Source organism: Rhodococcus sp. IEGM 27, assembly GCF_033142305.1.
GTDB lineage: Bacteria > Actinomycetota > Actinomycetes > Mycobacteriales > Mycobacteriaceae > Rhodococcus_F > Rhodococcus_F oxybenzonivorans.
Genome location: NZ_JAWLSG010000020.1, coordinates 1 through 23,916, shown reverse-complemented (window position 1 = coordinate 23,916; position 23,916 = coordinate 1). Strand labels below are relative to the sequence as shown.

The window sequence follows — 23,916 nt, the reverse complement described above, 5'->3', positions numbered from 1 at the left end:
AGAACTCCCCCACCATCCGACTTCTCCATACTCGAGTATTACTTGAATCCGGCCTCAGTTTCAAGTGAATCTGCTCAATACGCAGATGCGTTCTCGAAATATCGCCGCGGGACCTCCACCAGCATCTCGGAAATCATGTTCTCGGTGACACCACGCTCACGGACGTACGGCAGCACGTCGTTCTCGATGTGGAGGTAGTGCCACTGCGGGAGCGCCGCCATCAGATTCGGATCGATCCAGTCGATGTAACAGGATGCGTCCTGGGACAACACCATCTGTCCGGCGAACCCGCGGCGGCACATCTCCACGAGCGTGTCCGCACGCGCCTCGAAAGTCGTGTCCAGATTGATGCCGAACCGGTCCATTCCCAGGATGAACCCCTGCTCCGCCAGGCTCGTCAAATGCTCGACGTCCGTTGTGTCACCACTGTGCCCGAGGACGATCCGGTCGGGCCGTACCCCCTCCTCGTCGCACATGACCCGCTTGACGTGCACACCGGCGGCGCTGCCCGGATGGGTATGTACGGTGATCGGCACCCCCGTACGCCGATGGGCTTTCGCTACCGCCCGCATCACGCGCTCCACGCCGGGCGTCAATCCGGGTTCATCGATAGCGCACTTGAGCAACCCTGCCCGGATCCCGGTGTCGGCGATTCCCACCTCGATGTCCTTGACGAACATGTCGACCATCGGATCGGGAACCTCGGCGCCCACCATGGCGTCGAGTGCGGGACCTCGATAATGGAAGAAGAACGGTACGTCGTCGTACGTGTACAACCCGGTTGCGGCAACGATGTTCAGGTCCGGGAGCTGTTCGGCCACACGACGGATGCGCGGTATGTATCGACCGAGGCCGACGACAGTGGGGTCGACGATGGTCCGGACTCCCTGCTCGGTCAGCGCACGGAGCTTCGCCACCGCGTCCGCAACGCGCTCGTCCTCACTTCCCCACTCATCCGGATAGTTCTGCTGCACATCGGCGGTCAGCACGAACACGTGCTCGTGCATGTAGGTACGACCGAGGTCCGCGCTGTCGACAGGCCCACGGACGGTGTTGATCTGGGTCATCGGCGCCCTCCTCCTGGTCGGGCGGTGTTCGGCTGAATTACCGGGCGAATCAACACCCGGCACGGCCTCCCACCGCTCGCATGTGACGGCCGTCATAGTTCGGTCCGGTCACAGTAGAGCGCATGTGAATCTGACGTCAACTTGCGGCCTGCGCGGGAGTCAACCTCCGGCCGTTGCCGCCTGGATCGGGGCCATGTCGAAGTAGTCCCGCCACGCGGTGATCTTGCCGTCGGCGATCTCGAAGACGCCGACGACCGGCAGCTCCACCCGGGTGTCGTTGATGTCGAACACGTCGACCCGCTCGTTCATGATCACGCCGTTCCCGCCGGCGTCGTCAGCGCTGCCGACACTGCCGACCTGGCGCTGCACCCGGAACTCGATGCCGCCGAAAGCGGCGACAAAGCCTGCCACGAATTCGCGGATCGCCTCACGCCCGCAGACCGGCTCCATCGGAATATTGTGATAAACCGCGTCTTCCGAGAAGTACTCCGCGATCGCCGCGGGGTCCGGATCAGACCATTCGGCGCAGAATTGCGTGACCAGCTCATCGGGGCTCATCGGCATTCCCTTCGGTTGCGTGCGGTTCGATGATGGCCAGCACCGACTGGATCGCTCCCGCCGGAATGTGGAAATGCTCGGTGATGCGGACCGTCGTCACCTCGGTCGGCGCGGCGCCGAGGTCGAGCAGGAATCGCGCCACCACATTCTCCCCCCACTCGTGGAACGAGAGATCGCGAACTGCCTGGATGGCCTGGTATTGCGGACCGTTCTCGAGTTCGTCCCGGATGAACGCCCCCGAGTCGCCGGTGTGCTGACCGTTCTCCACACGCCAGGCCGTCTCGGAGAGGCGGACCTTGGTCGCGTCATGGCTCACGAGCGCGTCGATGTAGGCCCGGGCCATCGCGACGCGTCCGCTGTCGGCAGAGTCGGTGGCGTGGTCCGCGATCGCAGCGAGGAGGACTTGCGCAAGCTCAGGCCGACAGATCACCAGATCGGGGAGATAGGGATGAGACTGGTTGTACTGCAGTGGGGTCCCGTCAATGCGTGAGCAATGGAGGCCCGCGGCGGCGGCGACACCGACCGGGGCCGCCGAGTCCCATTCCCACTGTCCGCCCGCATGCACATACGCGTCCACGTCACCCCTCAGCACGGCCATCGCCTTGGCCCCAGCCGATCCCATGGCCCGGACCTCGGCGCCGACCTGGGTCGCCACGGCGTCGATGAAGGCCGGCGGTCTACTGGCACTCACCACGATGCGGGGCCGCGCCGGCAATTCCTCGGCGTGGACTGCGCGGCTCGGGTCGTCACTCGCGTACACCGCCCCCAGGGCCGGTTGTGCGACCGCGGCGGCGGTGACACCCCGGCCACGCTCCCACAGCGCGACGTGCACCGCCCAGTCGGAGTGCCCGGGTAGGCCGTATTCCTTCGAGCCGTCGAGGGGATCGATGATCCAGACCCGATCGCTGTCGAGGCGAGACCGGTCGTCGGCCGACTCTTCGGAAAGGATGGAATCCCCGGGACGCTCGGCGGCCAGCTTTCCGGCGATGAAGGCGTCGGCGGCGACGTCACCACGCCGGCCCAGCTCACGCCCGTCCGCGGATCCGAGTCCGGCAGCACGGATATCCAGCAACAGGGCACCGGCACCGGAGGCGATATCGGCCGCGAGCCGCGCGTCAGAGGTCACGCCTCAACAATTCCATAATCTTCGCTGCTTGTTCGGTCGGCGTGCCGTCCTCCGGCCGGAGTACGAGTTCCGCGCGCTCGGGTGCCTCGTACGGGTCGTCGACTCCGGTGAATCCCGTGATTTCCCCGGCCCGCGCTTTCGCATACATGCCCTTAGGATCACGGGCCTCGCATCGTTCGACCGGGGTGTCGACGAACACTTCGACGAAGTCGAGCCCGGCGGCCCGGTGCTCTTCGCGCACGCGCTCGCGATCCGCACGGTAGGGGCTGATGAGGCAGGCGATAGCGACGACGCCCGCATCGGCGAGCAACTGCGCCACCGCACCTACCCGTCGGACATTCTCCGAGCGGTCCGCGGCACCGAACCCCAGATCGGAGTTCAGCCCGTGTCGCAGGTTGTCGCCGTCGAGCCGGTACGCGGGCACGCCGGAGGCGACCAGCCGCCGCTCGAGTTCGACCGCGACGGTGGACTTCCCCGAAGCGGAGAGCCCGGTGAGCCAGACGGTGCGACCACGGGTGGGCCGCTCCTCGCGCGACACTTCCGCCGCATGCCACACCACCTTCGCCGGGGAGAGGGTCGGCCCGGTGATCATTCCGGCACCGACGGTGTTGTTCGTGCTCTCGTCGACGAGAACGAAACTGCCCGTCACGTGGTTGCGGCGGTACGGGTCGAACATCAGCGGTTGGGAGGTCTTCAGCTGCACTCGGCCGATCTCGTTGAGTGAGAGCGAGCGGGCCGTGTCGTCACGATGCAGGGTGTTGACGTCGAGCCGATAGTCGAGGCGGGCCACCGTGGCCCTGACGGCGCGGGTGGTGTGAAGCAGGGTGTACCGCGCGTCCGGATTCAGGGAAGCCTGGTCACTGAACCAGCACACCATGGCGTCGAGTTCGCTGCCGACGAGGGGGCGGTTGTTGGGGCGGCACAACATGTCTCCGCGGCTGACATCCAACTGATCGACCAGCTGGACGCACACCGCGGACGGTGCGAAGGCCTCGTCGAGGGCCGTTCCGCCCGGCCCCCAGATGGCGCTGATTTTCGAGGTGAATCCCGACGGGAGCGCCACCACCTCGTCCCCCGGCTTGAATACTCCGCTGGCGATCGTGCCTGCATAGCCTCGGAAGTCGTGCCAGGGGGAATCGGTCTGCCGTTGCGGCCGCACCACATACTGCACCGGGAAGCGCGCGTCGATGAGATTGCGGTCGGAGGCGACGTGCACCTGCTCGAGATGGTGCAGTAGTGACGCACCCTCGTACCAGGACATGTTGGCCGTCCGCTGCGCGATGTTGTCGCCACGCAACGCGGAGACGGGGATGAAGGTGAGGTCGTGCACCTCGAGTTTGATCGCGAACTGACGGAACTCTTCCTTGATCTCCTCGAACCGCTGCTCCGACCACCCCACCAGATCCATCTTGTTCACGCACAACACCAGGTGCGGGATCCCGAGAAGGCTCGCGATGAAGGCATGCCTACGGGTTTGCTCGAGCACCCCTTTTCTGGCGTCGACGAGAATCAATGCCAGGTCGGCGGTCGAGGCACCGGTCACCATGTTCCGGGTGTACTGCTCGTGTCCCGGCGTGTCCGCGATGATGAATTTGCGATGCGGGGTAGCGAAGTAGCGGTGCGCGACATCGATGGTGATGCCCTGCTCCCGTTCCGCGCGGAGGCCGTCGGTGAGCAGTGCGAGGTCGGCGTGCTCGTCGCCTCGTTCGCGGCTGGTGCGCTCCACCGACTCGAGTTGGTCCTCGAAAATCGCCTTCGAGTCGTAGAGCAGACGGCCGATGAGAGTGGACTTGCCGTCGTCGACACTTCCCGCGGTCGCGACCCGAAGTAGCTGCGGCATCAGAAGTATCCTTCCTTCTTGCGATCCTCCATGCCGGCCTCGGAGATCCGGTCGTCCGCCCGGGTCGCCCCACGCTCGGTGACTCGGCTGGCCGCCACCTCCGTCACGACGGCCTCGGCCGTGGTGGCCGAGGATTCGACGCATCCCGTACAGGTGGCGTCGCCGACGGTCCGGAACCGCACGAGCGCCTCGTACGGTTCGTCGCCGGGCAGCAGTGTCAGGAAACGAGTACGTGCAAGGAGCATTCCGTCGCGGGGCACCACCTCGCGGCGGTGTGCGTAGTAGAGCGGGGGAAGGTCGATGCCTTCCTCGCTGATGTACTGCCAGATGTCGAGTTCGGTCCAGTTGGACAGCGGGAAGACCCTGATGTGCTCACCCTTGCGGTGCCGCCCGTTGTAGAGGCTCCACAGTTCCGGGCGCTGCGCCCGAGGCTCCCACTGCCCGAACTCGTCACGGAAGCTGAAGATCCGCTCCTTCGCGCGCGCCTTTTCCTCGTCCCTGCGGGCACCACCGAAGACGGCGTCGAAGCCGTTGTCCGTGATCGCGCGCAGCAGCGCCGCAGTTTGGAGCCGATTCCGGCTGGCCCGCGCTCCTGTCTCTTCGCTGACACGTCCCGCATCGATGTCGTCCTGCACACGTGCGACCACCAACCGCAGTGCGAGACGCTCGACCGTGCGATCACGGAACTCGATCACCTCGTCGAAATTGTGCCCGGTGTCCACGTGCATGACGGCGAAAGGAACAGGTGCGGGCCAGAATGCCTTCGCGGCGACGTGGAGCATCACTACGGAATCCTTGCCACCGGAGAAGAGCAGAACCGGACGCTCGAACGTCGCGGCCACTTCACGAAAGATGTGCACTGCCTCGGCCTCGAGCGCGCCGAGGTGCGACAGCTCGTAGACGGGCGGTGCCATGGATGAGGTCATGGGGCGACTCCTCGTCGCGAGTGCCGAACCGAGCGCGGTTCATATTTGGACCGGACCGGTCGAAAAGGTCCCCTCGACAATAGAACGTGTTTCAGAAGTAGGTCAATGCCCGCCCGTACGAGGCCGCCGTCCCCCCACCTCCTGGGTGATCGCGTCCGCCGCCGCCGCGAGCGCCTTGCCTCGACGAGCGATGTCGTCCGATGCGAGCTCCGCGCCCACATACAACGTGAGCACCATGGCTTGATGCCCCTCCGCGTCGTATGTCGGCGCGGCAATCAGGCTGACCGGATGCATCGCGCCGGGATCGGCATGTTCGGCATCGAGGTGCACGCGCTCACCCAGACTGGACACCATCTCGCCGAGAACGTCGCGCAGTTCCGCAGGCAGATCGTGGGCGGCCACGCCGGCCATCAAGGTGTGCAAACGCTGACCCACCGGAGTGAGCGTTTCGACGAGATATCCCGTCCGTGAGCATTCCTCGACCACCTTGCGCAGCCGCTCCCGATCGAGACGAACCGGCAGGGTCGGTTCTCGCCGCAGCCACGCCTGCAGCGCGTCTTCACCGTCCCAGAGCACATACATCAAGCCGACGGGTGGTGCGAATGGGTACATCTCCCCCACCTTGGCAGCCGCTCGCACGCCGGGAGGACTCGTCAGTTCCAGAACGGCGATCCGGTCGCTAACCACCGCCGACGCCGTACACGTCGTCTGATACTCGGCACTGAGAGCCGCGAGATGCCTGCGCGCGACCGGACCGGCCGCGAATCCCTGCTGCGCCGCACGCCCGGCCGCGATCAATGCGGGGCCGAGGCCGTAGGACTTCGTAATCGGGTCGCGGACCAGATAGCCGCCGCGGACCAGCTCGGTGAGGATGCCGAGACACGTCGGCTTACTGATGTCGAGGGTCCGCGCGAGCTCGGAGAGGCCGAACCGGTGCTCCTTGCGGGACACCAGGAAGTCGAGCACCTGCACCACCCGTTCCGTCGGCGGGGACCGTCGCCCCTGGGCTCTGTCGACGCCGTCGTCCATGGCAGCCATTGACCACTCCTTAGAACACGTTCTATTGTCGGTCCATCACGTTCTACCACGCAGGTACATATATGTACCACCCCATCGTGAGGAGCACGATGTGCTGACCGACCCATTCGCCGACGCACTGGCCGAGGCCGAGAAACTGATCGAGACCGCCCCCCACATCCGGACCGAGCAAGATCTGCTCGAGGGCTACCAGTACCTCGCCGGCGGAATCCTCGCGACAACCCATGCCGCCTGGGCCACCGAACGATCCCACCCGACGTTCATCTCCGGCACGGGGCCATACATGAAGATGGGCCTCGACAACCCCGACACCCTGTACTTCGGCGCACGAATCAGTGACGACGTCGAATACGTCGTCACCGGCACACGAGGCACCACAGCAGACCTGAGCTTCCAGATTCTCAGCGGAAACTACACCGCCGCAGATGTGCCCGGCAGTGTGACCGCTTTCGACGATCGTGAGATCGATATCGCCGCCGACGGCAGCTTCGAGGTCCGGTTCGGTCCCGGAGCCGAGCCGGATGCGAGCCGGCGCAACTATTTTCCGCTCGCGCCCGGATCCTCCCAACTGGTGGTCCGCGAGGTCTACAGCGATTGGAGTCAGCGACGTGGAACGATCCGCATCGCGCGCGCCGACACGAGCGGTACCGCGCCGGATCCCCTCACCCGGGAGTCGGTGGAGAAGCGCTATGCGCGAGCAGGCAAGGCACTCGTGTCACGGGTCAAGACGTGGCTGCAGTTCCCCGAGTGGTTCTATCTCAACCTTCCGGTCAACACGATGACCGAACCCCGGCTCACACCGGGCGGATTGGCCACCCAGTACTCCTCCGTCGGTCACTACGACATCTCCGAGGACCAGGCCATCATCATCACCGTTCCGCGGTCCGACGCTCCGTACCAGGGCTTTCAGCTCGGCAGTCTGTGGTACGTCTCCCTCGACTACATCAACCACCAAACGTCGCTGAACGTCTCGCAGTCGCAGGTGGACCCCGATGGGATGATTCGTCTCGTCGTCAGCGAAGCCGATCCGGGAGTCACCAACTGGATCGAGACCACAGGTCATCTTCGCGGCTACCTCCAATTCCGTTGGCAGCGAGTGTCCCGGGAACTGACCGAGGCCGACGGGCCCCGTATCGAGATCGTCGGGATCGAGGAGATTCCCGGAAAGCTCCCGTATTACCGGTCCAACACCATCACATCCGAGAGCTATGCCGCGCGGATCGCCGGGCGGCAAGCGGCTGTCGCGGATCGGATGCTGGGATGAGCGCCGCCGTGAGCGACAGCAACCTGCTGCTCGGCAAAGTAGTCGTCATTTCCGGTGTCGGGCCCGCTTTGGGTCGCACGCTCGCGGTGCGGTGTGCGGAAGCAGGTGCCGACATGGTGCTCGCCGCTCGCACCGCCTCCCGGCTCGAGGAGGTGGCCAAGGAGATCATCACGCTCGGCCGCCGCGCGGTGACGGTTCCGACGGACATCACCGACCCCGCCTCGGCGGAGAATCTCGTCGCCGCGGCGGTCGATGCGTATGGCAAGGTCGACGTACTCGTGAACAACGCGTTCTCGGTCCCGTCGATGAAACCGCTGGCCCGCACCGACTTCGATTCGATTCGCAGCAGTTTCGAACTGACCGTTCTCGGCGCGCTACGCCTGACTCAACTCTTCACCCCGGCTCTGGCCGAATCTTCGGGTGCTGTGGTGAACATCAACTCGATGGTTCTCCGCCACTCGCAGGAGCGTTACGGCAGTTACAAGATGGCGAAATCCGCCCTGCTGGCTATGTCGCAATCTCTCGCGACGGAACTCGGTCCGCAGGGCATCCGGGTGAACTCCGTTGCACCGGGCTATATCTGGGGGGCCACGTTGAAGCAGTACTTCGCACACCAGGCCGAGAAGTACGGGACAACGATGGAGCAGATCTACGAACACACCGCCGCGGGCACCGATCTGAAGAGGTTGCCCGAGACCGACGAAGTGGCCGATGCCGTCATCTTTCTCGCGTCGCCGATGGCACGCGCCGTCACTGGTCAGTGCCTCGACGTCAACTGCGGCGAATTCCATCACTAGCGAGAGAGAACCGGACCATCATGAGTGAGCGCACCACCGTCGGCACGGTCGAGGACCTGCACGAGTCGGCGACCCGCATGACCGGGTTGACCGACTTCGGCTCCGACGACTACACCGAAGCACTCGGCGTACTGCTGGACTCCTACGCCACCGACGAGCAACTGACACCGCTGGGCAGCAAGGTCGCGCGGGTCTTCCTGCGCGGCGCGCTGGTGGCCCGGTTGCTCAGCGAGGCCGCGTGGAAGCAGCACCCCGAGTACGCCGACGTTTCGATCGACCGCCCCATTTTCGTCACCGGGCTTCCACGAACCGGGACCACGGCTCTGCACCGGCTCTTGACTGCCGATCCGTCGCACCAGGGACTCGAGATGTGGTTGACGGAGATGCCGCAACCACGGCCGCCGCGGGAGACATGGGCGTCGAATTCGGTGTTCCAGAAGATCGAGGAGGGCTTCAGTCGTCACCACATCGAACGACCCGAGTTCATGGGTGTGCACTACATGTCCGCGAGCGAGGTCGAGGAATGCTGGCAGCTGCTCCGGCAGACCTTCAAATCGATTTCCTACGAGTGCCTCGCGTATCTGCCGACGTACTCGCAGTGGCTTGCCGGTCAGACATGGACCAACGCCTATCAGCGGCACAAGAAGAACCTGCAATTGATCGGACTCCCCGACCGCGACCGCCGCTGGGTGCTCAAAAATCCCAGCCATCTGTTCGCGCTCGACGAGTTACTCGCGGTGTATCCGGATGCTGTGGTAATCCAGACGCACCGACCCCCACGCACCATCGTCCCCTCGGTGTGCAGCCTGGCGGAGCAGGCAACCGACGGATGGTCGGAGAAGTTTCGCGGCAACGTGATCGGTGAGAGCCAGCTCGACTTGTGGGCGCGCGGGCTCGAGCAGTTCACCGAAGTTCGCGCTCGGCACGACAGCGCCCAGTTTCTCGACGTCGACTACCACGACTTCGTGGCGGATCCACTGGGGACCGTAGAGGGTGTCTACACCCATTTCGGCCTCGAGCTGACCCCGTCGGCGCAGTCGGCCATGGAGGCCATGCATGCCGAGAGCCGCGCCGGCAACCGACGGCCGTCCCACAAGTACACCCTCGAGGACTTCGGACTCTCGGCTGAACAGGTGGATGAGAGGTTCGCCGACTACCGGTTCAGCGCTACCAGGTGACGGGATAGTCGAGGATCGACGACGCCGCCCGCGCCGCGACGAGGGGTCGCGGCGACAAGGGCAGCATGAACGTCGGCGCCGCCGTCGGCGCGGCGGCCCGGTCCGGCGTCGGCACGGGCTCCGGCTCCGGCTCCGGGCACAAGGCCTCGTCGGCCTCGGGATTCGTGACCGCCTCGAGGTCGAGTACATCGAGCAGTGACATCAACGATGCGGCGATCTGATCACCCACCTGCGTGAACGCGGCCTCGCTCAGCCCGACCGGGTCGCTGATGTTCAGATTTTCGATCGGCCCGTAGTCCCGTCGAGCTACGGCGAGTTCGGCGACGGTGCGGGCACCGGTGTCCCTCGCGATCCGGTGCGCTTCGCGCAGCGTGAACGTGCAGTGACTCGTCCCGAGGACCAGCTCCATCGAGCGATCCCGGAGCTGCTCGGTCATGGCGAGCACGAGGTCGGCTCTCTTGATCATCTCGGGGCGTAGTCGTCGTGCGGTGAAACCCTCGGCGCTGGCGCCGAGACCTTCCACTACTCTCGCCGCGATCGGTTCGATGGGGAATCCGACCAGCGCCCGCACGCCGGCGCTTTCCGCAGTGAGGTGCGAAATACCGCGGTCCACGGCATAGGCGCGCGTCAACCGCTCTGCGATCGGCGAACGGCAGACGTTGCCGCTACAAACGAACAGAACGTGCATGAGGGCACCCTAACCACCAAATCCACTCGGAGACAGACCGATGTCCACTGGCCGAGCGGTCTGTTTACGTCGTTCACGTTCCGGTCGTGAGTAGTTCATCTACTCGTCGCCGCCCCGACACCTTTCCGGGTGAATGCCCAGCTCGACCTCGGCCCGAGGGTCCCGAGGCGACGCGCGCGATCTGCGTCACATCGTGCCCACCGATGTTCCGACGTCAGTAGATGCCGTGTCTGCCCACAGCAGACAATCGCCGATCGAGTACTCATAGGGCGGTAGTACTGAGGTCATGACCACAGCCACACTTGCCGACCTCAACTACCGCGATCTACTGGCAGACCGGCTTTTCCGTCAGCGAACCATCCGCCTCACGGGCGAAGTGGACGACGCAATGGCGGAGCGTGCCTGCTCGGAGCTGGTTCTGCTCGCGGCCGCCGACCCCGAGCGCGACATCGTCATCTACATCAATTCGCCGGGCGGTTCCGTCTTCGCGGGACTGGCCATCTACGACACCATGAAACTGATCCCCAACGACGTGGTCACGGTGGCCATGGGTTTTGCGGCCAGCATGGGGCAAGTGCTTCTCTGCTCCGGAACCCGAGGCAAGCGAATCGCTCTCGCGCACAGCCGGATCATGATGCACCAGCCCTCGGCAGGCATCGGCGGAACAGCCGTCGACATCGCCATTCAGGCCGAAAGTCTCGAACGGATGAAACGTCAATCGCAGCAGATACTCGCCGACGAGACCGGTAGGCCTGTCGAGGAAATCGCAGCAGACAGCGACCGCGATCGCTGGTTCACCGCAGACGAGGCCCGTGAATACGGGATCGTCGACCGGGTGGTATCGACCTTCGCTGAAATCGCGCCCCACACAACCGCTCCCAGGATAGGACTCTGACGCCATGTCCCAGTACACCATTCCGAATGTCATCGAGCGGACGCCGGCGGGTGAGAGGTCGTTCGACATCTTCAGCCGGTTGTTGAACGAACGGATCGTCTTTGTCGGCACGGAGATCGACGACGGTGTCGCCAATGTGGTGATGGCTCAACTACTTCACCTTCATGCAGACAGCTCCGACCGAGAAATCGGGCTCTACATCAATTCACCCGGCGGGTCCACCACGGCGATGCTCGCGATCTACGACACGATGCAGTTCCTGCGACCGACGATCGCGACGTACTGCATGGGCCAAGCCGCTTCGGCCGCCGCCGTGTTACTCGCCGCGGGAACGAAGGGTCACCGTCACGTTCTCGCACATTCCCGAGTTCTGTTGCATCAACCGTCCACGCAGGGCAGTGGCACGATCTCCGATCTCGCCCTGCAAGCCGCCGAAATACTGCGGGTCCGTTCGCAGACCGAAGAAATTCTCAGCAAGCACAGCGGGCAGAGCGTCGACCGTCTTCGTCAGGACACCGACCGGGATCGAATCTTCAGCGCCCGGGAAGCCATCGACTACGGGTTGGCCGACACACTGATCACCACGGGCCAGGAGAACTAGGCCGCGAGCATCGTGGGAGTTCCTCGGCCGGCGTTTCTATTCGTGGCACCGATCCGGCGCCCCGACCGGAACAGCAGGTGTTCCACCGGCAGACCGAGCGCGCCACACACTGCGCGCAGCATTTCCGAGGACGGTTCCTTCTTGCCGCGTTCAATTTCGGAGAGGTACTGCTTGGACATGCCGACCTCTGCGGCGACATCCTCGAGACTCCGGTCCTGGTCCCGGCGCGCGTCCCGAAGCACCCGACCGTAGAGCTCGCGCACCAGCGGCTCCTCCCGCGGCTGCTCGGGAGCGCCCGTCACCAGTGTGAGTCTGCGCTGCGGTTCCATACCTCCGGAGTCTTCCAGACGACGTTCCCGGACGAGGCGGCGTTCACCGACAGCGGACAGCCGGTCGGTAGCGTAAATTCTCGCCGGAATCTGCAGCCGGCGCTCGAGATCCTCAGCTTGACTCCGAATCGTGGGCAGGCGCGGACCGCTCGATGTTCTCGTTGGTCGCGATCCAGCTGACCAGCAGGTTCAGCGCGTCCTGTGAGGGCGACGTGGGCTCGGCGGTGTAGGTGAGGAGGAACTGGCTGGGGCCGTCGCCGAGTGGGAAGGTCTCGCTGCGGGTGGACAGCTCCCCGATCAGGTCCGTCAGCCGCCGGTCGTAGAGATCACTGCCGGCCTCGGCGCGCAGCATGGCGAACGTGTCTCCTACGACCTGGTCCCGAGCGCAGTGCCGCTCAACTCGGCCGCCTGATCAACCTCACCCCCCGCCGCAGGCGAGCGCCACGACGAGGCGAACATGGCCACCATCGACCGCTGACCGCCGCGCTGCTCTCGTTCCGGAAGACAACGACGCCCTAGTACGACGGGACTCGGAGGTCGATGCCGAATTCGTCGGCGACGAGGCCGCAAAAGGTCTCGAATCTCATTGTTGCTGTGACCCTGTCGTATCGCGGCGGGGTGCTAGCTGCCGTGTTGCTCCACGCGTGTGGCCCGATACCGATAGCCGTCCTGATCGGTTACCTGTTCCCAGTCGAGAGTGACGGTGGCACCCACAGCTAAGGTTCGGAACCCTTCTCCGACGATGTCGCTGTAAAAGGCCCAGCAACCGCCCGGTGTCTGAGCGGAGTCGAAAACTCCCCACCCCTCTTCGTCATTCCACATCTGCACGGTGCCCATGGCTTGGCCGGTAACACGGGGCAGAGCTGGCACCGGCTCCGCCAGTTCTGCCTCGGTGATCTCTTCGACGGTGCCGTCCGCGTGTACCGTCCACGCCCGCGACCTGAAAGCCTTCGGCTCGTCATAGGGCTGCTCGCCGGCCGGCCAGGCCCGACTGCATTCGTAGAGAAGGCCCGACTCGGGCTGTTCGCCGCGATGCCATTCGAACTCCACCTGTTGTCCTTCGGACAATGCGGGGAATCCGTCTACCGCGACCGCACCGAACATGATGTGGCATCCACCTGGAATATCGTCGCCGTCGATAATGCCCTGCATGCCTTCGATATCCCAGCTACGGACCACTCCTCGGCTCGTCATCGGTCCATCTTCAGCGCCGCCACCTGGTGCGCCGGGAACGGAGGCGGGAATGGGGTCGGAGGCTGCACCGTTGATTAGCAGCCCTACTGCCACACCGGCAACCACCACACCGCCGGCCGCGAACACAAGGGGCTTGCGCACAGTGGCTCCTTCCACCTCCGGCCCGTCCGAACCCAACGGATCGATACCCGATCGTTGATGGAGCGTGCTTGGCACTAGCTTGTCACGCTGCGACGACTTGGGGGGACACCTAGATCATGTAGGCGCGGAGGACCGCACGCGACTCTTGGATGGTCCCAGACGCAGCCCGCGCGAAGCGCCTCCCGGCGAGTACCAGGTGTCGCGGCGGGTCGCTAGTGATCGCGCAAGTGGTTGCCGAGTAGTTCGTCGAGGCGCTCGGCGGCCTCGTCGGGGATCCAGTGGCTTACGCCGTGCAGCACCTCGTATGTGTACGGGCCGTCGACGAACCTCGCGGTCAGTTCGGGTCCGACCGGGCCGATTGCCGTGTCGCCGTCGCTCCAGACGAGGAGAGAGGGTACGCGGACCTTGCCGGTCACCGAACCCGGCGAGGCCAAGAACATTGCGCGATACCAGTTCAGGGCCCCCCGGGCCCGACTTCGGTCGCGCATCGATTCGAGGTCGCGCTTCGCCCGGTCCGGGGCCTGCCCGCTGGAGAGCAGGGCACGGTAGCCGTAACCGTCCGAGGCGATCATCCGCTCCGGGATCCACGGCAGCTGGAACGCGAACATGTACCAGGACAGCAGGATCTGTCGACTGGTGAGCATCGACCGTAGGAACGCCGCCGGGTGCGGCACCGACAACGCCGTGAGCGTGCGGATCCGGTCGGGCCGTTCCGCCGCGATACCCCACGCCACCGCAGCGCCCCAGTCGTGCCCGACGACATGCACCGGGCCGAGGCCTGCCTGGTCGATGAGCGCGACGACGTCCGCTACCAGCTCCGAGGTGCGGTACGCCCAACGGGCGCGAGGCCTGGCCCCGGCCGAATAGCCGCGCTGGTCCGGCGCAAGGGTGCGGAAACCGCGCCTGTGCAACAGTGGCGCCACCTTGTCCCATGATCTCGAATCCTGTGGGAAACCGTGGAGCAGCACCACGGGGGCTCCGTCGATCGGACCCTCGTCGCGAACGTCGAACACGAGCCCGTCCCGGGTGAACGTGCCGATCCGTCCCGTGCCGCTCATCGGACGGCCGGCTCACGCTCGCTGTGGTCTGCGGCCGACGCTCCCGCGCGGAGGAACCGTCCCGTCTTGGTGACGCCGAACCCGCCGGTGAACTCCCCGTCGCGGTAGACGAGCCTGCCGTTGATCACCGTCGCGACCGCCGCGCCGTCACTGCGGTTCACCATTCGGCGCAGACCGCCGTACTCGGGGACCTCGGCCTCGAACAATCCGTCCACGGTGGCGTCGAGGCCCGCCGGATCGATGACGACGAGATCGGCGCGGTCCCCTTCCCGCAGGTGGCCGGCATCGATGCCGTACCAGTCGGCCAGTTCTCCCGTCAGCCGGTGGACGGCGCGTTCGACGGACAAGAAGGGCTTGCGGTCGGACTGCGCGTCCTTGACCTTCTTCAGCAACCGGATCGGATAGTTGTAGAACGCCATGTTGCGCAGGTGCGCACCCGCGTCACCGAATCCCATCTGCACACCGGAACTGGCGGCCAGCTTCTTCGCGAACTTCGGCCGGTGATTGGCGATGGTGGTGCGCCACCGGAGGTCCGTGCCGTACTTCACGACGAGGTCGAGGTAGGCGTCGACCGGATGGACGCCGCGCAGCTCACCGACCGCGCCGAAGGTGCTGCCGATCAACGTCTCGTCGGGGCACCCGACGATCACCGCGTCGTAGAAGTTGCGGTGCCAGATGCGGGGGCTGAACCTGTCGTCGTAGTCCTTGCGGAACCGGCGTCGGTAGGACTCGTCCTGCAGCAGGGCATTTCGCTCCACCTGGTCCTTGAGATGCAGAGCCGCCGCGCCGGCGCCGAACTCCTCGAACACCACCAGATCGATGCCGTCCGCATACACGGTGAACGGCACGGGCAGGTGCTGCCACTTGAAGTCGGTCTTGGCGAATCTGTTGAGTAGCGGCGCAGCGCCGAGCATGAAGTACACGATCGGCGGGTACGCCTTGGAATCCGCCGCGGAGAGTAGCGACGTCTTGAGGGGCCTGCGGCGGCCGAGACCCGAACTCTCGGCGAAGAATCCGAGAATGTTGGGATGCAGGTTGATCGTGGGTGCGCTCTGCAGGATCTTGCCGCGCTCGCGCAGGATCCGGTTGAGGAAGCGGAATTCGCGCCACCGCGCATACGTGGAAGGCAAAGAACGCGAACGATATTCGTCGCCATCGATCTTGTCGAGCGCATTCGTCATCGATGACAGACCGAGGAAACCCGCATCGAGGGCCTCGGTGACCATCGCACCCATCCGCTCGAGTTCTCCGGCGCTGGGCTCCACCCGCCTGTCGGTGCCGCGGCCGAGCCCCAGCACGCGGGTGCGAATGTCGGAGTGCCCGATGAAACCGGCAACATTGGGACCGAGCGGAAGCGATTCGAGCGCGTCGACGTACTCGGCCGGATTCTGCCAACTCTTGTTGTCGTCGAGGATGCGCAGCACCGAGTCGTGGGGTACGGCCTCGACCCGGCTGAACAGGTCGGCGCATTCACGGGGTGTCGAATACACCGTCGACAACGAGCAGTTCCCGAGGACAACGGTGGTGACGCCGTGCCGGACGGATTCGGGCAGGCCGGGGCTGACCAGGACCTCGGCGTCATAGTGCGTGTGCACGTCGACGAAGCCGGGCACCACCCACTTGCCCGCCGCGTCGATCACTTCGGTGTCGGGCCCGACGAGGAGGGGCTCCGCGGAGGCCCTGACGACGACTCCGTCGCGAATGCCCAGGTTTCGGCGGCGAGGCGCAGACCCGGTTCCGTCGAACCACAGCCCTCCGTCGACCACTATGTCGAAATCCGACATGTTGCGCTCCTCACACTCAGTTGGTGTTACACGACGTTACGTACACCGTTGAGTGAAAGTCAATGGGGTGTGCCGTCCCGTCCCTTAGAGTGCAGAGATGACCGCCGCTCCCCGCTCCCCCGCAGATCGGCGCGCGCAGATCCTCGACGTCGCCATGCGACTCCTCGACTCGGTGCCGTTCGAGCAGCTGTCGATGGACCAGGTGGCGGCCGAGGCAGGCGTCTCGTCGCCACTGTTGTTTCACTACTTCAAGAACAAGCACGGGTTTCGCAACGCAGTGCTCGTAGCCTCGGCCACCGAGTTGCAGCGGAGGATGACGCCCGACACGTCGCTCCCCCTTCCGGCGCAGCTGCGCGCGGGTGTCGAGACGTTCGCCGAGGCGGTAATCGCGCACCCCGCAATCTATTTAGCCGTCATGCGCATGGCGAGCAGCGGGGACCACGGCATGCGAAAGATCTACCGGGGAATGCGGCGCACGTTCACCCGCTGGATAGGCGCGTCGCTGGCCGAGCTCGGGGTGTCGACGACACCCGCGCTCGAGGCGGCGATCTCGGGGTGGCAGGCATTGATGGAAGAGATCGTGCTGTCGTGGCTCGATGAACCGACCATGGACCGCACGGACATGATCGATCTCTGCGAACGCGCTTTCTATCACCTGCTTCCGGCGGCAGGCGTCGACGTCGACGCACTGGACGTGACACGCTGATCCGGATCACACCCGGACAGCAACCCCGGGCTCGCCTCCCACGCCTTCGCGGCCGGGTTGGTCGACGCGTGCCAGGTGTTCGTCGTTCCCGTCGTTGCGGGAGGCGGCACCCGGTCTCTCCCGGAGCGCGTCCGGTGCGGGCTGGAACTGCTGGACGAGCGCCGTTTCGGCAGAGGGTCTACCGGATGTCATTGGCCGGCGCGCTGCGCCTCCAGGAATTTCCGTCCCGGCGTCGGGTCGACGCCGAAGCGCTCGGCGTAGCGCTCGTGAAGTTCCTCCCACCCATCCCACGACCCGTGCGCCTCCGCCTCGGAGAGGTACCCGCCGGCGAGATGAGGTTCGAGCCGCGAGAAGTAGGTCTCCCAGCCGGCCGCGGTCTGCGCTGCGATCGCACGGTCGCCGAAGACATGGATGAAGATCAGCCGGCATCCGTCGCCCTCAGCGGTCAGATCGAAGCTGTACCGCTCACCGCCGAAGGTCCACGCCAGCCGATGGGGTTCATCGACCTCGGTCACCTCGCCGGTCGCGCCGTAGGCCTCGAAGGTCTCCCCTGTCGCCGGTGTCCACTCGGCGGCGGCGGGAAACCAGCGCTCGAGCTCCGCCGGCACGCTGACCGCCCGCCACACGCGTTCGACCGAGTGGGCGAGTGTGCGCTCGAAGCGCAGCGCCGGGCGGCCGTCGATCGTCTCCAGGGTTCCGTCGGTCATGGGTTCTCCTCCAGGTGTCGTTCGAGGGCGTCGAGGCGCCTCGACCAGTACACGCGGTACGGCTCCAGCCACTGGTCGACCTCGGCGAGGGGTTCTGGGCGCAGCGCGTACAGACGTTGTTTGCCATCCGCGCGCACCACGACGAGCCCGGCCTCGCGCAGCACCTTGAGGTGCTTGGACACGCCGGGCTGACTGAGCGCGATGCGCTCCACCAGTTCTCCGGCGGGCCGCTCACCGTCACGCAGCAGGTCCAGAATCTGTCTGCGGTGCGGCTCGGCCAGGGCGGCGTAGGCGCTCATAGCCTCATATTGCCAGATGGAAATATGAGCTGCAACCGTCGCTGGGGTGGCCACGGAACCCGGTCTCTGCCGAGCGGCGGGCGGGCCCCGACTTGACACTTCTCGTGTGACACACAACACTTGCGCACACCGACCGAGCGAGTGATCGGTCGGCCGCTCGAATTCGGACATCCCGTTCCGACCGAGCCGGAGAAAGGACATGCGGTGTCGTCGACGTTCATCAACGACGGAATCCAGGAGCCACCCGTGGCGACCACTCTCGACGCGTGGCGGTCGCGCGTGGAGGCGCATCCCGATCACCCCGCCGTGGCCTATTTCGATGGCACCCTCACGGCGCGCGAGGTCGACGACCTGTCGGATGCCCTCGCCGTCGCACTGGACGAGTGGGGTGTCGGGCGCGGTGACCGGGTGGGCATCTACCTGCAGAACGTGCCGCAGTACGCCCTCGCTCTGCTGGCGCTGTGGAAGGTCGGCGCTGCAGCGCTGGTGCTCAATCCGATGTACCGCGGAAACGAACTCCGCCGCCTCGTCGACGATGCGGAGCCGATCGGCATCCTCTGCGAAGACGTGAGCGTCGCGGCCACGGCGGAGACCCTGCGTGGCAGCAGCGTGCGATTCTCGATCAGCACCAGCGCCCTCGATTTCCAGACCCGCAACGATCCGCGGGTGTTCGAGTCAACCACGCGCGCCACGCCGGCGGCCGACGGCGACCTCGTCGAACTCCTCGCGCGGTTTCGCGGCAGGCGGCCTCCCCTGGTCGAACTCGACGAAGACGACCTTGCGCTGCTCACCTACACCTCCGGGACCACCGGCCCACCGAAGGGCGCGCTCAACTCCCACGCGAACGTGCTGGCCACCGCACTCGACTTCGGTGAGTGCGCCCGCGTCGTCGACGGGGACGTCGTGTTCGCCGTCGCTCCCCTGTTCCACATCACCGGCGCCGTGCTCAATGCGGGTGTCGCCCTCGTCCGGGACTGCCTGCTCGTCTTCGCGAACAGGTTCAACGCGGCCGTCGCACTGGAGACGCTCGTGGAGCACCGGGTGACCTACACAATCGGCTCGATCACCGTGTTCAACGCGCTGTCCGAGGTTCCGGCCGTGAGCGCGGACCACTTCGCCTCGGTCAAGACCCTCTACTCGGGCGGCGCGCCCATCCCGCCTGCCACCGTGGAGAAGTTCGAAGCCCGATTCGGCAAGTACATCCACAACGCGTACGGGATGACCGAGACGACGGCCGGAGTGATTGCGGTGCCACCCGGCCTGCGGGCGCCGGTCGACCCGTCGAGTGGCTCGCTGTCCATCGGACTCCCGCTGCCCCGGGTGGACATCCGCGCCGTCGACCCGAATGGTGACCCTGTTCCGCCCCACACCGCAGGCGAACTGGAAATCGCCGGACCGCAGGTTGTTTCGGGCTACTGGCGCAACCCGGACGCCTCGCGGGACACACTGCCCGGCGGACGGCTGCGCACCGGGGACGTCGCGATCATCGGCGAGGCGGGGTGGGTGTATCTCGTCGACCGGCTCAAGGATCAGATCAACGTGTCCGGGTACAAGGTGTGGCCCCGTGAGGTCGAGGACACCCTCTACGAACACCCGGCCGTGCACGAGGCCGCCGTCGTCGGGCAACCCGACGACTACCAGGGCGAATCGGTGGTGGCCTACGTCTCGCTCCGCAAGGGCGCGACCGCCACCGAGGACGAACTCGTCGCGTTCGCCCGCGACCGGCTCGCCGCGTACAAGCGGCCGCGGCTGGTGCACATCATCACCGACCTCCCGAAGACCCAGACGGGCAAGATCCGTCGCAGCGACCTGCGTTGACGGCTCCTCCCCTCGACATCTCGACTCCGCGACCCCGACGAAAGTGACTGCACGTGAACGTCGACCTCACTCGCCAGGCGCAGCCTGACACCCATTCCGGCACCACCCTCGCCTCCCGCAAGAAATCGCTCCTCGCCAGCTCCGTCGGCAACGTCCTCGAGTGGTACGAGTGGAGCGCGTACGCGGTGTTCGCCCCGTTCATCGCGGCGGCGATGTTCAGCAACTCGGACCCGGTCTCGGCCCTGCTGTCCACGCTCGCCGTGTTCGCGGTCGGGTTCCTGATGCGCCCACTCGGCGGGATCATCTTCGGCCGGATCGCCGACAAGCGCGGACGTAAGTTCGTCCTCGTCACGACCATGCTGATGATGGCCACCGGCAGCCTGATCATCGGGGTGATGCCCACCTACTCGACCATCGGCGCGTGGGCGTCGTTGATCCTGCTCGCGGCGCGCGTCATGCAGGGCTTCGCGCACGGCGGCGAGTCCGCGACCGCGTATTCCTACGTCGGAGAGATCGCGCCTCCGCACCGGCGCGGCATGTGGGGAAGCGTCGCGTTCATCGCGATCTTCGGCGGTTCGGTGCTGGCCTACACCGTCGGCGGCGTCGTCACCTCCTCCCTGTCCGACACCGCTGTCGGTCAATGGGGTTGGCGTATCCCCTTCCTCATCGGCGCGCTCCTGGCACTGTTCGCCCTGTACCTGCGCCGCAGCATGGACGAGAGCGACGTCTTCGATGCTGCGCAGAAGGATGAGGATCAGCCGAGCATCCCCCGCCGCACCGTCGTCCGGGCGATCCTCCTCATGATCGGGATGACCTCGGGCATCACGGCCGCGCACTACACGTGGACGTCGTACATCTCCACGTACGCGATCACGCAGCAGGGCATGAATCCCGACACCGCGTACTGGATGCTGGTGATCGCTCAGCTGATCGCTCTGGTCTCGCTGCCGTTCCTCGGGTTGCTCTCCGACAAGATCGGCCGACGGCCCATGCTGGGCGCCTTCGCGGTTCTGATGTTCGTCCTGCAGTTGCCGCTGACGATGATGATCACGTCCGACGGGTGGACCCTGCTCGTCGCCACCACCGCCGCCCTGCTGATTGTCGCGGTCCCGGCGTCGATTCTGTCCTCCACGCTGTCGGAGAGCTTCCCGACGCGACTACGCACGCAGGCGATCGGATTCGCGTACTCCTTCTCCGTCGCGGTGTTCGGTGGCACCGCCCCGTACCTGAACCAGCTTCTCCTCGGACTCGACCTCGGCTGGGTGTTCGGCGTCTACATCATGGTGCTGGCCGTCCTCACCGGCGTCGCGTGCCTGTTCATGAAGGAGACCAAGGGCATTCGCCTCGAAGACGTGTGACCACGCGAAGAGAACCGGCAGGTGCATCACCTGCCGGTTCTCACCCGAGCGAGTGACGGGATTCGAACCCGTGTGAACGGCTTTGCAGGCCGGTACCTCAACCACTCAGTCACACCCGCATCGGGGATTACTGTGCCCGGCCGGTGCCCCGGGCGCGAGGGTTGCGCTCACGGTGATTCTGAAACCGACACGCCGGGGCGGGAACAAACCACGTGCCCTCGTTGCTGTGTTCCTCCGTGACCGACACCGAAGAACGCGCCGCCCCGACCGCCGACCGGACAACCACCCGTCCCAGCCTTCGGGTGATCCTGGTACTCGGCGCGATGGTGGCCCTCGGCCCCTTCACGATCGATATGTATCTGCCCGCGCTTCCGGACATCGGAACCGACCTCGGCGCGTCCTCGTCCGCGGTCCAGCTGACCATCACCGGCACCCTGCTCGGCCTCGCGCTGGGGCAGTTGATCGTCGGACCGCTCGCGGACAGCCTCGGGCGCAGGCGTCCCCTGATCGCCGGTATCGGTGTCCACGTCGTCGCGTCCGTGCTCGCGGTCTTCGCGCCGACCGTGGCCGTGCTGGGCGTGCTCCGCGTCTTCCAGGGCATCGGGGCCGCCGCCGCAGCGGTGGTCGCGCTCGCGGTCGTCCGCGACCTGTTCTCTGGGAACACCGTGGCCGTCGTGATGTCGCGGCTGATGCTCGTGCTCGGCGTCGCACCCGTTCTCGCCCCGAGTATCGGCGGGGCGCTCCTCATCGCCCTCGACTGGCGCGGCATCTTCGTCGTCCTCGCCGTGATCGGCACCCTGACGGCATTGATCGGGGTGTGGGGTCTGACGGAGACGCTGCCGCCGGAGCGGCGGCGCAAGAGCAGTCTGCGCGCCGTGCTGGGCACCTACAAGAGCCTGCTGGGTGACCGCGCGTTCATGGTGCTCGCACTCGTGTCGAGTGTGGCGATGGGATCGTTGTTCTCGTACGTCTCCGGTGCGTCGTTCGTGTTCCAGGACCAGTACGGCCTGGACGAGCAGCAGTTCGCGCTGCTGTTCAGCTCCGGCGCGATCGCTCTGATCGGCGCCTCGCAACTCAACGTCCGCGCCCTCGCACGGTGGTCACCGCTGCAGATCACGGTGTCGGCCCTCGCCTTCGCGACGGTGGCCGGGCTGGCGCTGGTCACCACCGCCCACTTCGAGTTCGGCGGGCTCGTCGGGTTCGTCGTTCCACTGTGGTTCCTCCTCGCCGGTGTCGGCTTCGTCCTGCCCAACGCCCCCGCGCTGGCTCTCGGCCGCCACGGCGAGGCGGCCGGCACGGCTGCCGCGCTGCTCGGCGCCCTGCAGTTCGGTGTCGGCGCGCTGATCGCTCCCCTGGTCGGCGTGCTCGGCAACACCGGCGTCGCTCTCGCGGTCACGATGACGGCGTGCGCGGGACTCGGGCTGGTGGCGTTGGCGGCCGCCGCGAAGGCGGAAGCGCACTGACGACACGCTCGGCAGACTTTCGCGGCCCATCACCCGACATGGGATGATCGACGCATGCCACCACCGTCACCACTTCATCTCGACCCCATCGAAGAGGCCCACCGGCAGTGGACGAAGCACGGCTGGGGTGATGTCGCCGACGGGATGGCTGCGGTGACCTCGGTGATGCGGGCACAGCAGATCATGATGGCCCGGGTGGAAGAGGTGCTCAAGCCGTCGGGGCTCACGTTCGCCCGGTACGAATTGTTGACACTGCTGACGTTCACGCGCACCGGCGCACTCCCGATGGCGAAGGCCAGCGCGCGCCTTCAGGTTCACCCGACCAGCGTGACGAACGCCGTCGACCGGCTCGAAACGGCGAACCTCGTGCGGCGTGTCCCGCACCCTAGCGATCGCCGGGCGACCCTGATCGAAATCACCGACGCGGGAAGGAAACTGGCTGTCGAGTCCACCGAGCGACTCAACGCCCAGGTATTCTCGCGCCCAGGGGTATCCGGTGACAAGCTGGAACAACTTGTCACGATCCTCGCCGAACTGCGCCGCGAGGCAGGCGATTTCGACACCGGAGACGCCCCCACCAAGTGGTGAGAGACGACTGTCGCCCCGTACCGGATCCGGTACGGGGCGACAGTCGTTTTCGGGGCTTCTAGCGGTGCTTGAAGACGGGCGCACGCTTCTCGACGAACGCCGCCATCCCTTCCTTCTGATCTTCGGTGGCGAAGGTGGAGTGGAAGACTCGTCGTTCGAAGCGGACGCCTTCGGTGAGGGTGGTCTCGAAGGACCGGTTGACCGCTTCTTTCGCCATCATCGCCACCGGTAGCGACATTTCGGCGATGGTGCTCGCCGTCTGCAACGCCTCGTCGAGTAGGTCCGCGGCGGGGACGATCCGGGAGACCAGTCCGGCGCGTTCGGCTTCCTCGGCGTCCATGTTCCGGCCGGTCAGGCACAGTTCCATGGCCTTGGCCTTGCCGACGGCGCGGGTCAGCCGCTGCGAGCCGCCGATGCCGGGGATGACCCCGAGTTTGATCTCGGGTTGCCCGAACTTCGCGGTGTCGGCGGCGATCAGGATGTCGCAGAGCAT

The 23,916-nt window shown here is 65.9% G+C and carries 25 protein-coding genes, 1 tRNA gene and 1 pseudogene; 10 read left to right on the top strand and 17 right to left on the bottom strand.

From position 1 onward, the window contains the following. Positions 1–74: 74 nt before the first annotated feature. The 6 genes from R4P95_RS32165 to R4P95_RS32140 form a co-directional block, all read right to left on the bottom strand. The gene (locus R4P95_RS32165; protein ID WP_213572688.1) at positions 75–1,067 is read right to left on the bottom strand and encodes a phosphotriesterase; all 993 of its coding nucleotides are present in this window, start codon (positions 1,065–1,067) and stop codon (positions 75–77) included. A 159-nt stretch (positions 1,068–1,226) separates the two neighbouring features. Continuing rightward, on the bottom strand, positions 1,227–1,625 hold the full coding sequence (locus R4P95_RS32160; protein WP_213572689.1) for a nuclear transport factor 2 family protein: 399 nt from the start codon (positions 1,623–1,625) through the stop codon (positions 1,227–1,229). After that, positions 1,612–2,751: a 3'(2'),5'-bisphosphate nucleotidase CysQ gene (locus tag R4P95_RS32155; protein WP_317747160.1), complete on the bottom strand. Its 1,140-nt coding sequence runs from the start codon at positions 2,749–2,751 to the stop codon at positions 1,612–1,614. Before R4P95_RS32155 ends, R4P95_RS32160 begins: the two co-directional genes overlap by 14 nt. After that, the gene (cysC, locus tag R4P95_RS32150; RefSeq protein ID WP_317747159.1) at positions 2,741–4,591 is read right to left on the bottom strand and encodes an adenylyl-sulfate kinase; all 1,851 of its coding nucleotides are present in this window, start codon (positions 4,589–4,591) and stop codon (positions 2,741–2,743) included. The genes R4P95_RS32155 and cysC overlap by 11 nt, the downstream gene beginning before the upstream one ends. Further along, the gene (gene cysD / locus R4P95_RS32145) at positions 4,591–5,517 is read right to left on the bottom strand and encodes a sulfate adenylyltransferase subunit CysD (RefSeq protein WP_317747158.1); all 927 of its coding nucleotides are present in this window, start codon (positions 5,515–5,517) and stop codon (positions 4,591–4,593) included. Before cysD ends, cysC begins: the two co-directional genes overlap by 1 nt. Before the next feature lie 102 nt (positions 5,518–5,619). Beyond that, positions 5,620–6,546 carry a helix-turn-helix domain-containing protein gene (locus R4P95_RS32140; RefSeq protein ID WP_397517761.1) on the bottom strand — a complete coding sequence of 309 codons (927 nt, stop codon included), beginning with the start codon at positions 6,544–6,546 and terminating at the stop codon, positions 5,620–5,622. Between the two features lie 100 nt (positions 6,547–6,646). On the opposite strand from R4P95_RS32140, the gene R4P95_RS32135 reads away from it, so the two are divergent. Genes R4P95_RS32135 through R4P95_RS32125 form a run of 3 tightly spaced genes read left to right on the top strand, consistent with a single transcriptional unit; the run spans position 6,647 to position 9,794 of the window. Continuing rightward, positions 6,647–7,819, top strand: coding sequence for a DUF1214 domain-containing protein (locus R4P95_RS32135; protein ID WP_317747156.1), 1,173 nt, complete (start codon positions 6,647–6,649; stop codon positions 7,817–7,819). A gap of 8 nt (positions 7,820–7,827) precedes the next feature. Continuing rightward, complete coding sequence (locus tag R4P95_RS32130; protein WP_397517759.1) at positions 7,828–8,616, top strand: SDR family oxidoreductase; 789 nt, start codon at positions 7,828–7,830, stop codon at positions 8,614–8,616. Between the two features lie 20 nt (positions 8,617–8,636). Continuing rightward, positions 8,637–9,794: a sulfotransferase gene (locus R4P95_RS32125; protein ID WP_317747155.1), complete on the top strand. Its 1,158-nt coding sequence runs from the start codon at positions 8,637–8,639 to the stop codon at positions 9,792–9,794. Here the strand turns inward: R4P95_RS32125 and R4P95_RS32120 are convergent. Next, positions 9,784–10,482: a low molecular weight phosphatase family protein gene (locus R4P95_RS32120; RefSeq protein WP_317747154.1), complete on the bottom strand. Its 699-nt coding sequence runs from the start codon at positions 10,480–10,482 to the stop codon at positions 9,784–9,786. The two genes, R4P95_RS32125 and R4P95_RS32120, sit on opposite strands and share 11 nt — an antisense overlap. Positions 10,483–10,768: 286 nt before the next feature. Here R4P95_RS32120 and R4P95_RS32115 point away from each other — a divergent pair, with 286 nt between their 5' ends. Then, complete coding sequence (locus tag R4P95_RS32115; protein WP_109328632.1) at positions 10,769–11,377, top strand: ClpP family protease; 609 nt, start codon at positions 10,769–10,771, stop codon at positions 11,375–11,377. 4 nt (positions 11,378–11,381) lie between these two features. After that, positions 11,382–11,978, top strand: a complete 597-nt coding sequence (locus tag R4P95_RS32110) for an ATP-dependent Clp protease proteolytic subunit (protein ID WP_317747153.1) — start codon at positions 11,382–11,384, stop codon at positions 11,976–11,978. Here R4P95_RS32110 and R4P95_RS32105 read toward each other — a convergent pair. The 5 genes and pseudogenes from R4P95_RS32105 to R4P95_RS32085 form a co-directional block, all read right to left on the bottom strand. Continuing rightward, on the bottom strand, positions 11,975–12,307 hold the full coding sequence (locus R4P95_RS32105) for a helix-turn-helix domain-containing protein (protein WP_213572699.1): 333 nt from the start codon (positions 12,305–12,307) through the stop codon (positions 11,975–11,977). The two genes, R4P95_RS32110 and R4P95_RS32105, sit on opposite strands and share 4 nt — an antisense overlap. A 112-nt stretch (positions 12,308–12,419) precedes the next feature. Then, a pseudogene (locus R4P95_RS32100) lies at positions 12,420–12,689 on the bottom strand (hypothetical protein); the annotation flags it as partial. Between the two features lie 239 nt (positions 12,690–12,928). Further along, a complete protein-coding gene (locus R4P95_RS32095) occupies positions 12,929–13,642 on the bottom strand; it encodes a hypothetical protein (RefSeq protein ID WP_317747150.1) in 714 nt (237 codons plus the stop codon). 212 nt (positions 13,643–13,854) lie between these two features. Then, positions 13,855–14,700, bottom strand: a complete 846-nt coding sequence (locus R4P95_RS32090) for an alpha/beta fold hydrolase (protein WP_317747148.1) — start codon at positions 14,698–14,700, stop codon at positions 13,855–13,857. Next, complete coding sequence (locus tag R4P95_RS32085) at positions 14,697–16,484, bottom strand: N-acyl-D-amino-acid deacylase family protein (protein ID WP_317747147.1); 1,788 nt, start codon at positions 16,482–16,484, stop codon at positions 14,697–14,699. The genes R4P95_RS32090 and R4P95_RS32085 overlap by 4 nt, the downstream gene beginning before the upstream one ends. A gap of 97 nt (positions 16,485–16,581) precedes the next feature. Between R4P95_RS32085 and R4P95_RS32080 the strand changes: the two genes are divergently transcribed. Further along, a complete protein-coding gene (locus R4P95_RS32080) occupies positions 16,582–17,190 on the top strand; it encodes a TetR/AcrR family transcriptional regulator (RefSeq protein ID WP_317747145.1) in 609 nt (202 codons plus the stop codon). A 6-nt stretch (positions 17,191–17,196) separates the two neighbouring features. On the opposite strand, the gene R4P95_RS32075 is transcribed toward R4P95_RS32080, so the two are convergent. Genes R4P95_RS32075 through R4P95_RS32065 form a run of 3 tightly spaced genes read right to left on the bottom strand, consistent with a single transcriptional unit; the run spans position 17,197 to position 18,196 of the window. Then, a complete protein-coding gene (locus R4P95_RS32075; RefSeq protein ID WP_213572704.1) occupies positions 17,197–17,382 on the bottom strand; it encodes a hypothetical protein in 186 nt (61 codons plus the stop codon). Then, positions 17,379–17,897, bottom strand: a complete 519-nt coding sequence (locus R4P95_RS32070; protein WP_213572705.1) for an SRPBCC domain-containing protein — start codon at positions 17,895–17,897, stop codon at positions 17,379–17,381. Before R4P95_RS32070 ends, R4P95_RS32075 begins: the two co-directional genes overlap by 4 nt. Next, complete coding sequence (locus R4P95_RS32065; RefSeq protein ID WP_317747144.1) at positions 17,894–18,196, bottom strand: metalloregulator ArsR/SmtB family transcription factor; 303 nt, start codon at positions 18,194–18,196, stop codon at positions 17,894–17,896. The genes R4P95_RS32070 and R4P95_RS32065 overlap by 4 nt, the downstream gene beginning before the upstream one ends. A 204-nt stretch (positions 18,197–18,400) precedes the next feature. Between R4P95_RS32065 and R4P95_RS32060 the strand changes: the two genes are divergently transcribed. Together R4P95_RS32060 and R4P95_RS32055 are read left to right on the top strand one after the other, a co-directional pair. Further along, positions 18,401–20,014: a class I adenylate-forming enzyme family protein gene (locus tag R4P95_RS32060; RefSeq protein ID WP_317747143.1), complete on the top strand. Its 1,614-nt coding sequence runs from the start codon at positions 18,401–18,403 to the stop codon at positions 20,012–20,014. Positions 20,015–20,067: 53 nt separating this feature from the next. Beyond that, entirely contained in the window at positions 20,068–21,372 is a 1,305-nt protein-coding gene (locus tag R4P95_RS32055) for an MFS transporter (RefSeq protein WP_317747141.1), read from the top strand. Positions 21,373–21,419: 47 nt separating this feature from the next. Here the strand turns inward: R4P95_RS32055 and R4P95_RS32050 are convergent. Next, positions 21,420–21,491: transfer RNA gene (locus R4P95_RS32050), tRNA-Cys, on the bottom strand. Between the two features lie 93 nt (positions 21,492–21,584). Here R4P95_RS32050 and R4P95_RS32045 point away from each other — a divergent pair. Together R4P95_RS32045 and R4P95_RS32040 are read left to right on the top strand one after the other, a co-directional pair. Next, complete coding sequence (locus R4P95_RS32045; protein WP_317747140.1) at positions 21,585–22,835, top strand: multidrug effflux MFS transporter; 1,251 nt, start codon at positions 21,585–21,587, stop codon at positions 22,833–22,835. Between the two features lie 54 nt (positions 22,836–22,889). Beyond that, complete coding sequence (locus tag R4P95_RS32040; RefSeq protein ID WP_009474224.1) at positions 22,890–23,423, top strand: MarR family winged helix-turn-helix transcriptional regulator; 534 nt, start codon at positions 22,890–22,892, stop codon at positions 23,421–23,423. A gap of 58 nt (positions 23,424–23,481) precedes the next feature. Here R4P95_RS32040 and R4P95_RS32035 read toward each other — a convergent pair. Continuing rightward, positions 23,482–23,916 (bottom strand): enoyl-CoA hydratase-related protein (locus R4P95_RS32035; protein WP_317756831.1); only part of this gene is annotated, 435 nt, incomplete at its 5' end.

What these genes read in the sequence shown, in the direction of transcription:
- R4P95_RS32165 (WP_213572688.1), bottom strand. Translation starts at nt 1,067, where the DNA reads ATGACCCAGATCAACACCGTCCGTGGGCCTGTCGACAGCGCGGACCTC.
- R4P95_RS32160 (WP_213572689.1), bottom strand. Translation starts at nt 1,625, where the DNA reads ATGAGCCCCGATGAGCTGGTCACGCAATTCTGCGCCGAATGGTCTGAT.
- cysC (WP_317747159.1), bottom strand. Translation starts at nt 4,591, where the DNA reads ATGCCGCAGCTACTTCGGGTCGCGACCGCGGGAAGTGTCGACGACGGC.
- cysD (WP_317747158.1), bottom strand. Translation starts at nt 5,517, where the DNA reads ATGACCTCATCCATGGCACCGCCCGTCTACGAGCTGTCGCACCTCGGC.
- R4P95_RS32140 (WP_397517761.1), bottom strand. Translation starts at nt 6,546, where the DNA reads ATGGACGACGGCGTCGACAGAGCCCAGGGGCGACGGTCCCCGCCGACG.
- R4P95_RS32125 (WP_317747155.1), top strand. Translation starts at nt 8,637, where the DNA reads ATGAGTGAGCGCACCACCGTCGGCACGGTCGAGGACCTGCACGAGTCG.
- R4P95_RS32120 (WP_317747154.1), bottom strand. Translation starts at nt 10,482, where the DNA reads ATGCACGTTCTGTTCGTTTGTAGCGGCAACGTCTGCCGTTCGCCGATC.
- R4P95_RS32115 (WP_109328632.1), top strand. Translation starts at nt 10,769, where the DNA reads ATGACCACAGCCACACTTGCCGACCTCAACTACCGCGATCTACTGGCA.
- R4P95_RS32110 (WP_317747153.1), top strand. Translation starts at nt 11,382, where the DNA reads ATGTCCCAGTACACCATTCCGAATGTCATCGAGCGGACGCCGGCGGGT.
- R4P95_RS32105 (WP_213572699.1), bottom strand. Translation starts at nt 12,307, where the DNA reads ATGGAACCGCAGCGCAGACTCACACTGGTGACGGGCGCTCCCGAGCAG.
- R4P95_RS32090 (WP_317747148.1), bottom strand. Translation starts at nt 14,700, where the DNA reads ATGAGCGGCACGGGACGGATCGGCACGTTCACCCGGGACGGGCTCGTG.
- R4P95_RS32085 (WP_317747147.1), bottom strand. Translation starts at nt 16,484, where the DNA reads ATGTCGGATTTCGACATAGTGGTCGACGGAGGGCTGTGGTTCGACGGA.
- R4P95_RS32080 (WP_317747145.1), top strand. Translation starts at nt 16,582, where the DNA reads ATGACCGCCGCTCCCCGCTCCCCCGCAGATCGGCGCGCGCAGATCCTC.
- R4P95_RS32075 (WP_213572704.1), bottom strand. Translation starts at nt 17,382, where the DNA reads ATGACATCCGGTAGACCCTCTGCCGAAACGGCGCTCGTCCAGCAGTTC.
- R4P95_RS32070 (WP_213572705.1), bottom strand. Translation starts at nt 17,897, where the DNA reads ATGACCGACGGAACCCTGGAGACGATCGACGGCCGCCCGGCGCTGCGC.
- R4P95_RS32065 (WP_317747144.1), bottom strand. Translation starts at nt 18,196, where the DNA reads ATGAGCGCCTACGCCGCCCTGGCCGAGCCGCACCGCAGACAGATTCTG.
- R4P95_RS32040 (WP_009474224.1), top strand. Translation starts at nt 22,890, where the DNA reads ATGCCACCACCGTCACCACTTCATCTCGACCCCATCGAAGAGGCCCAC.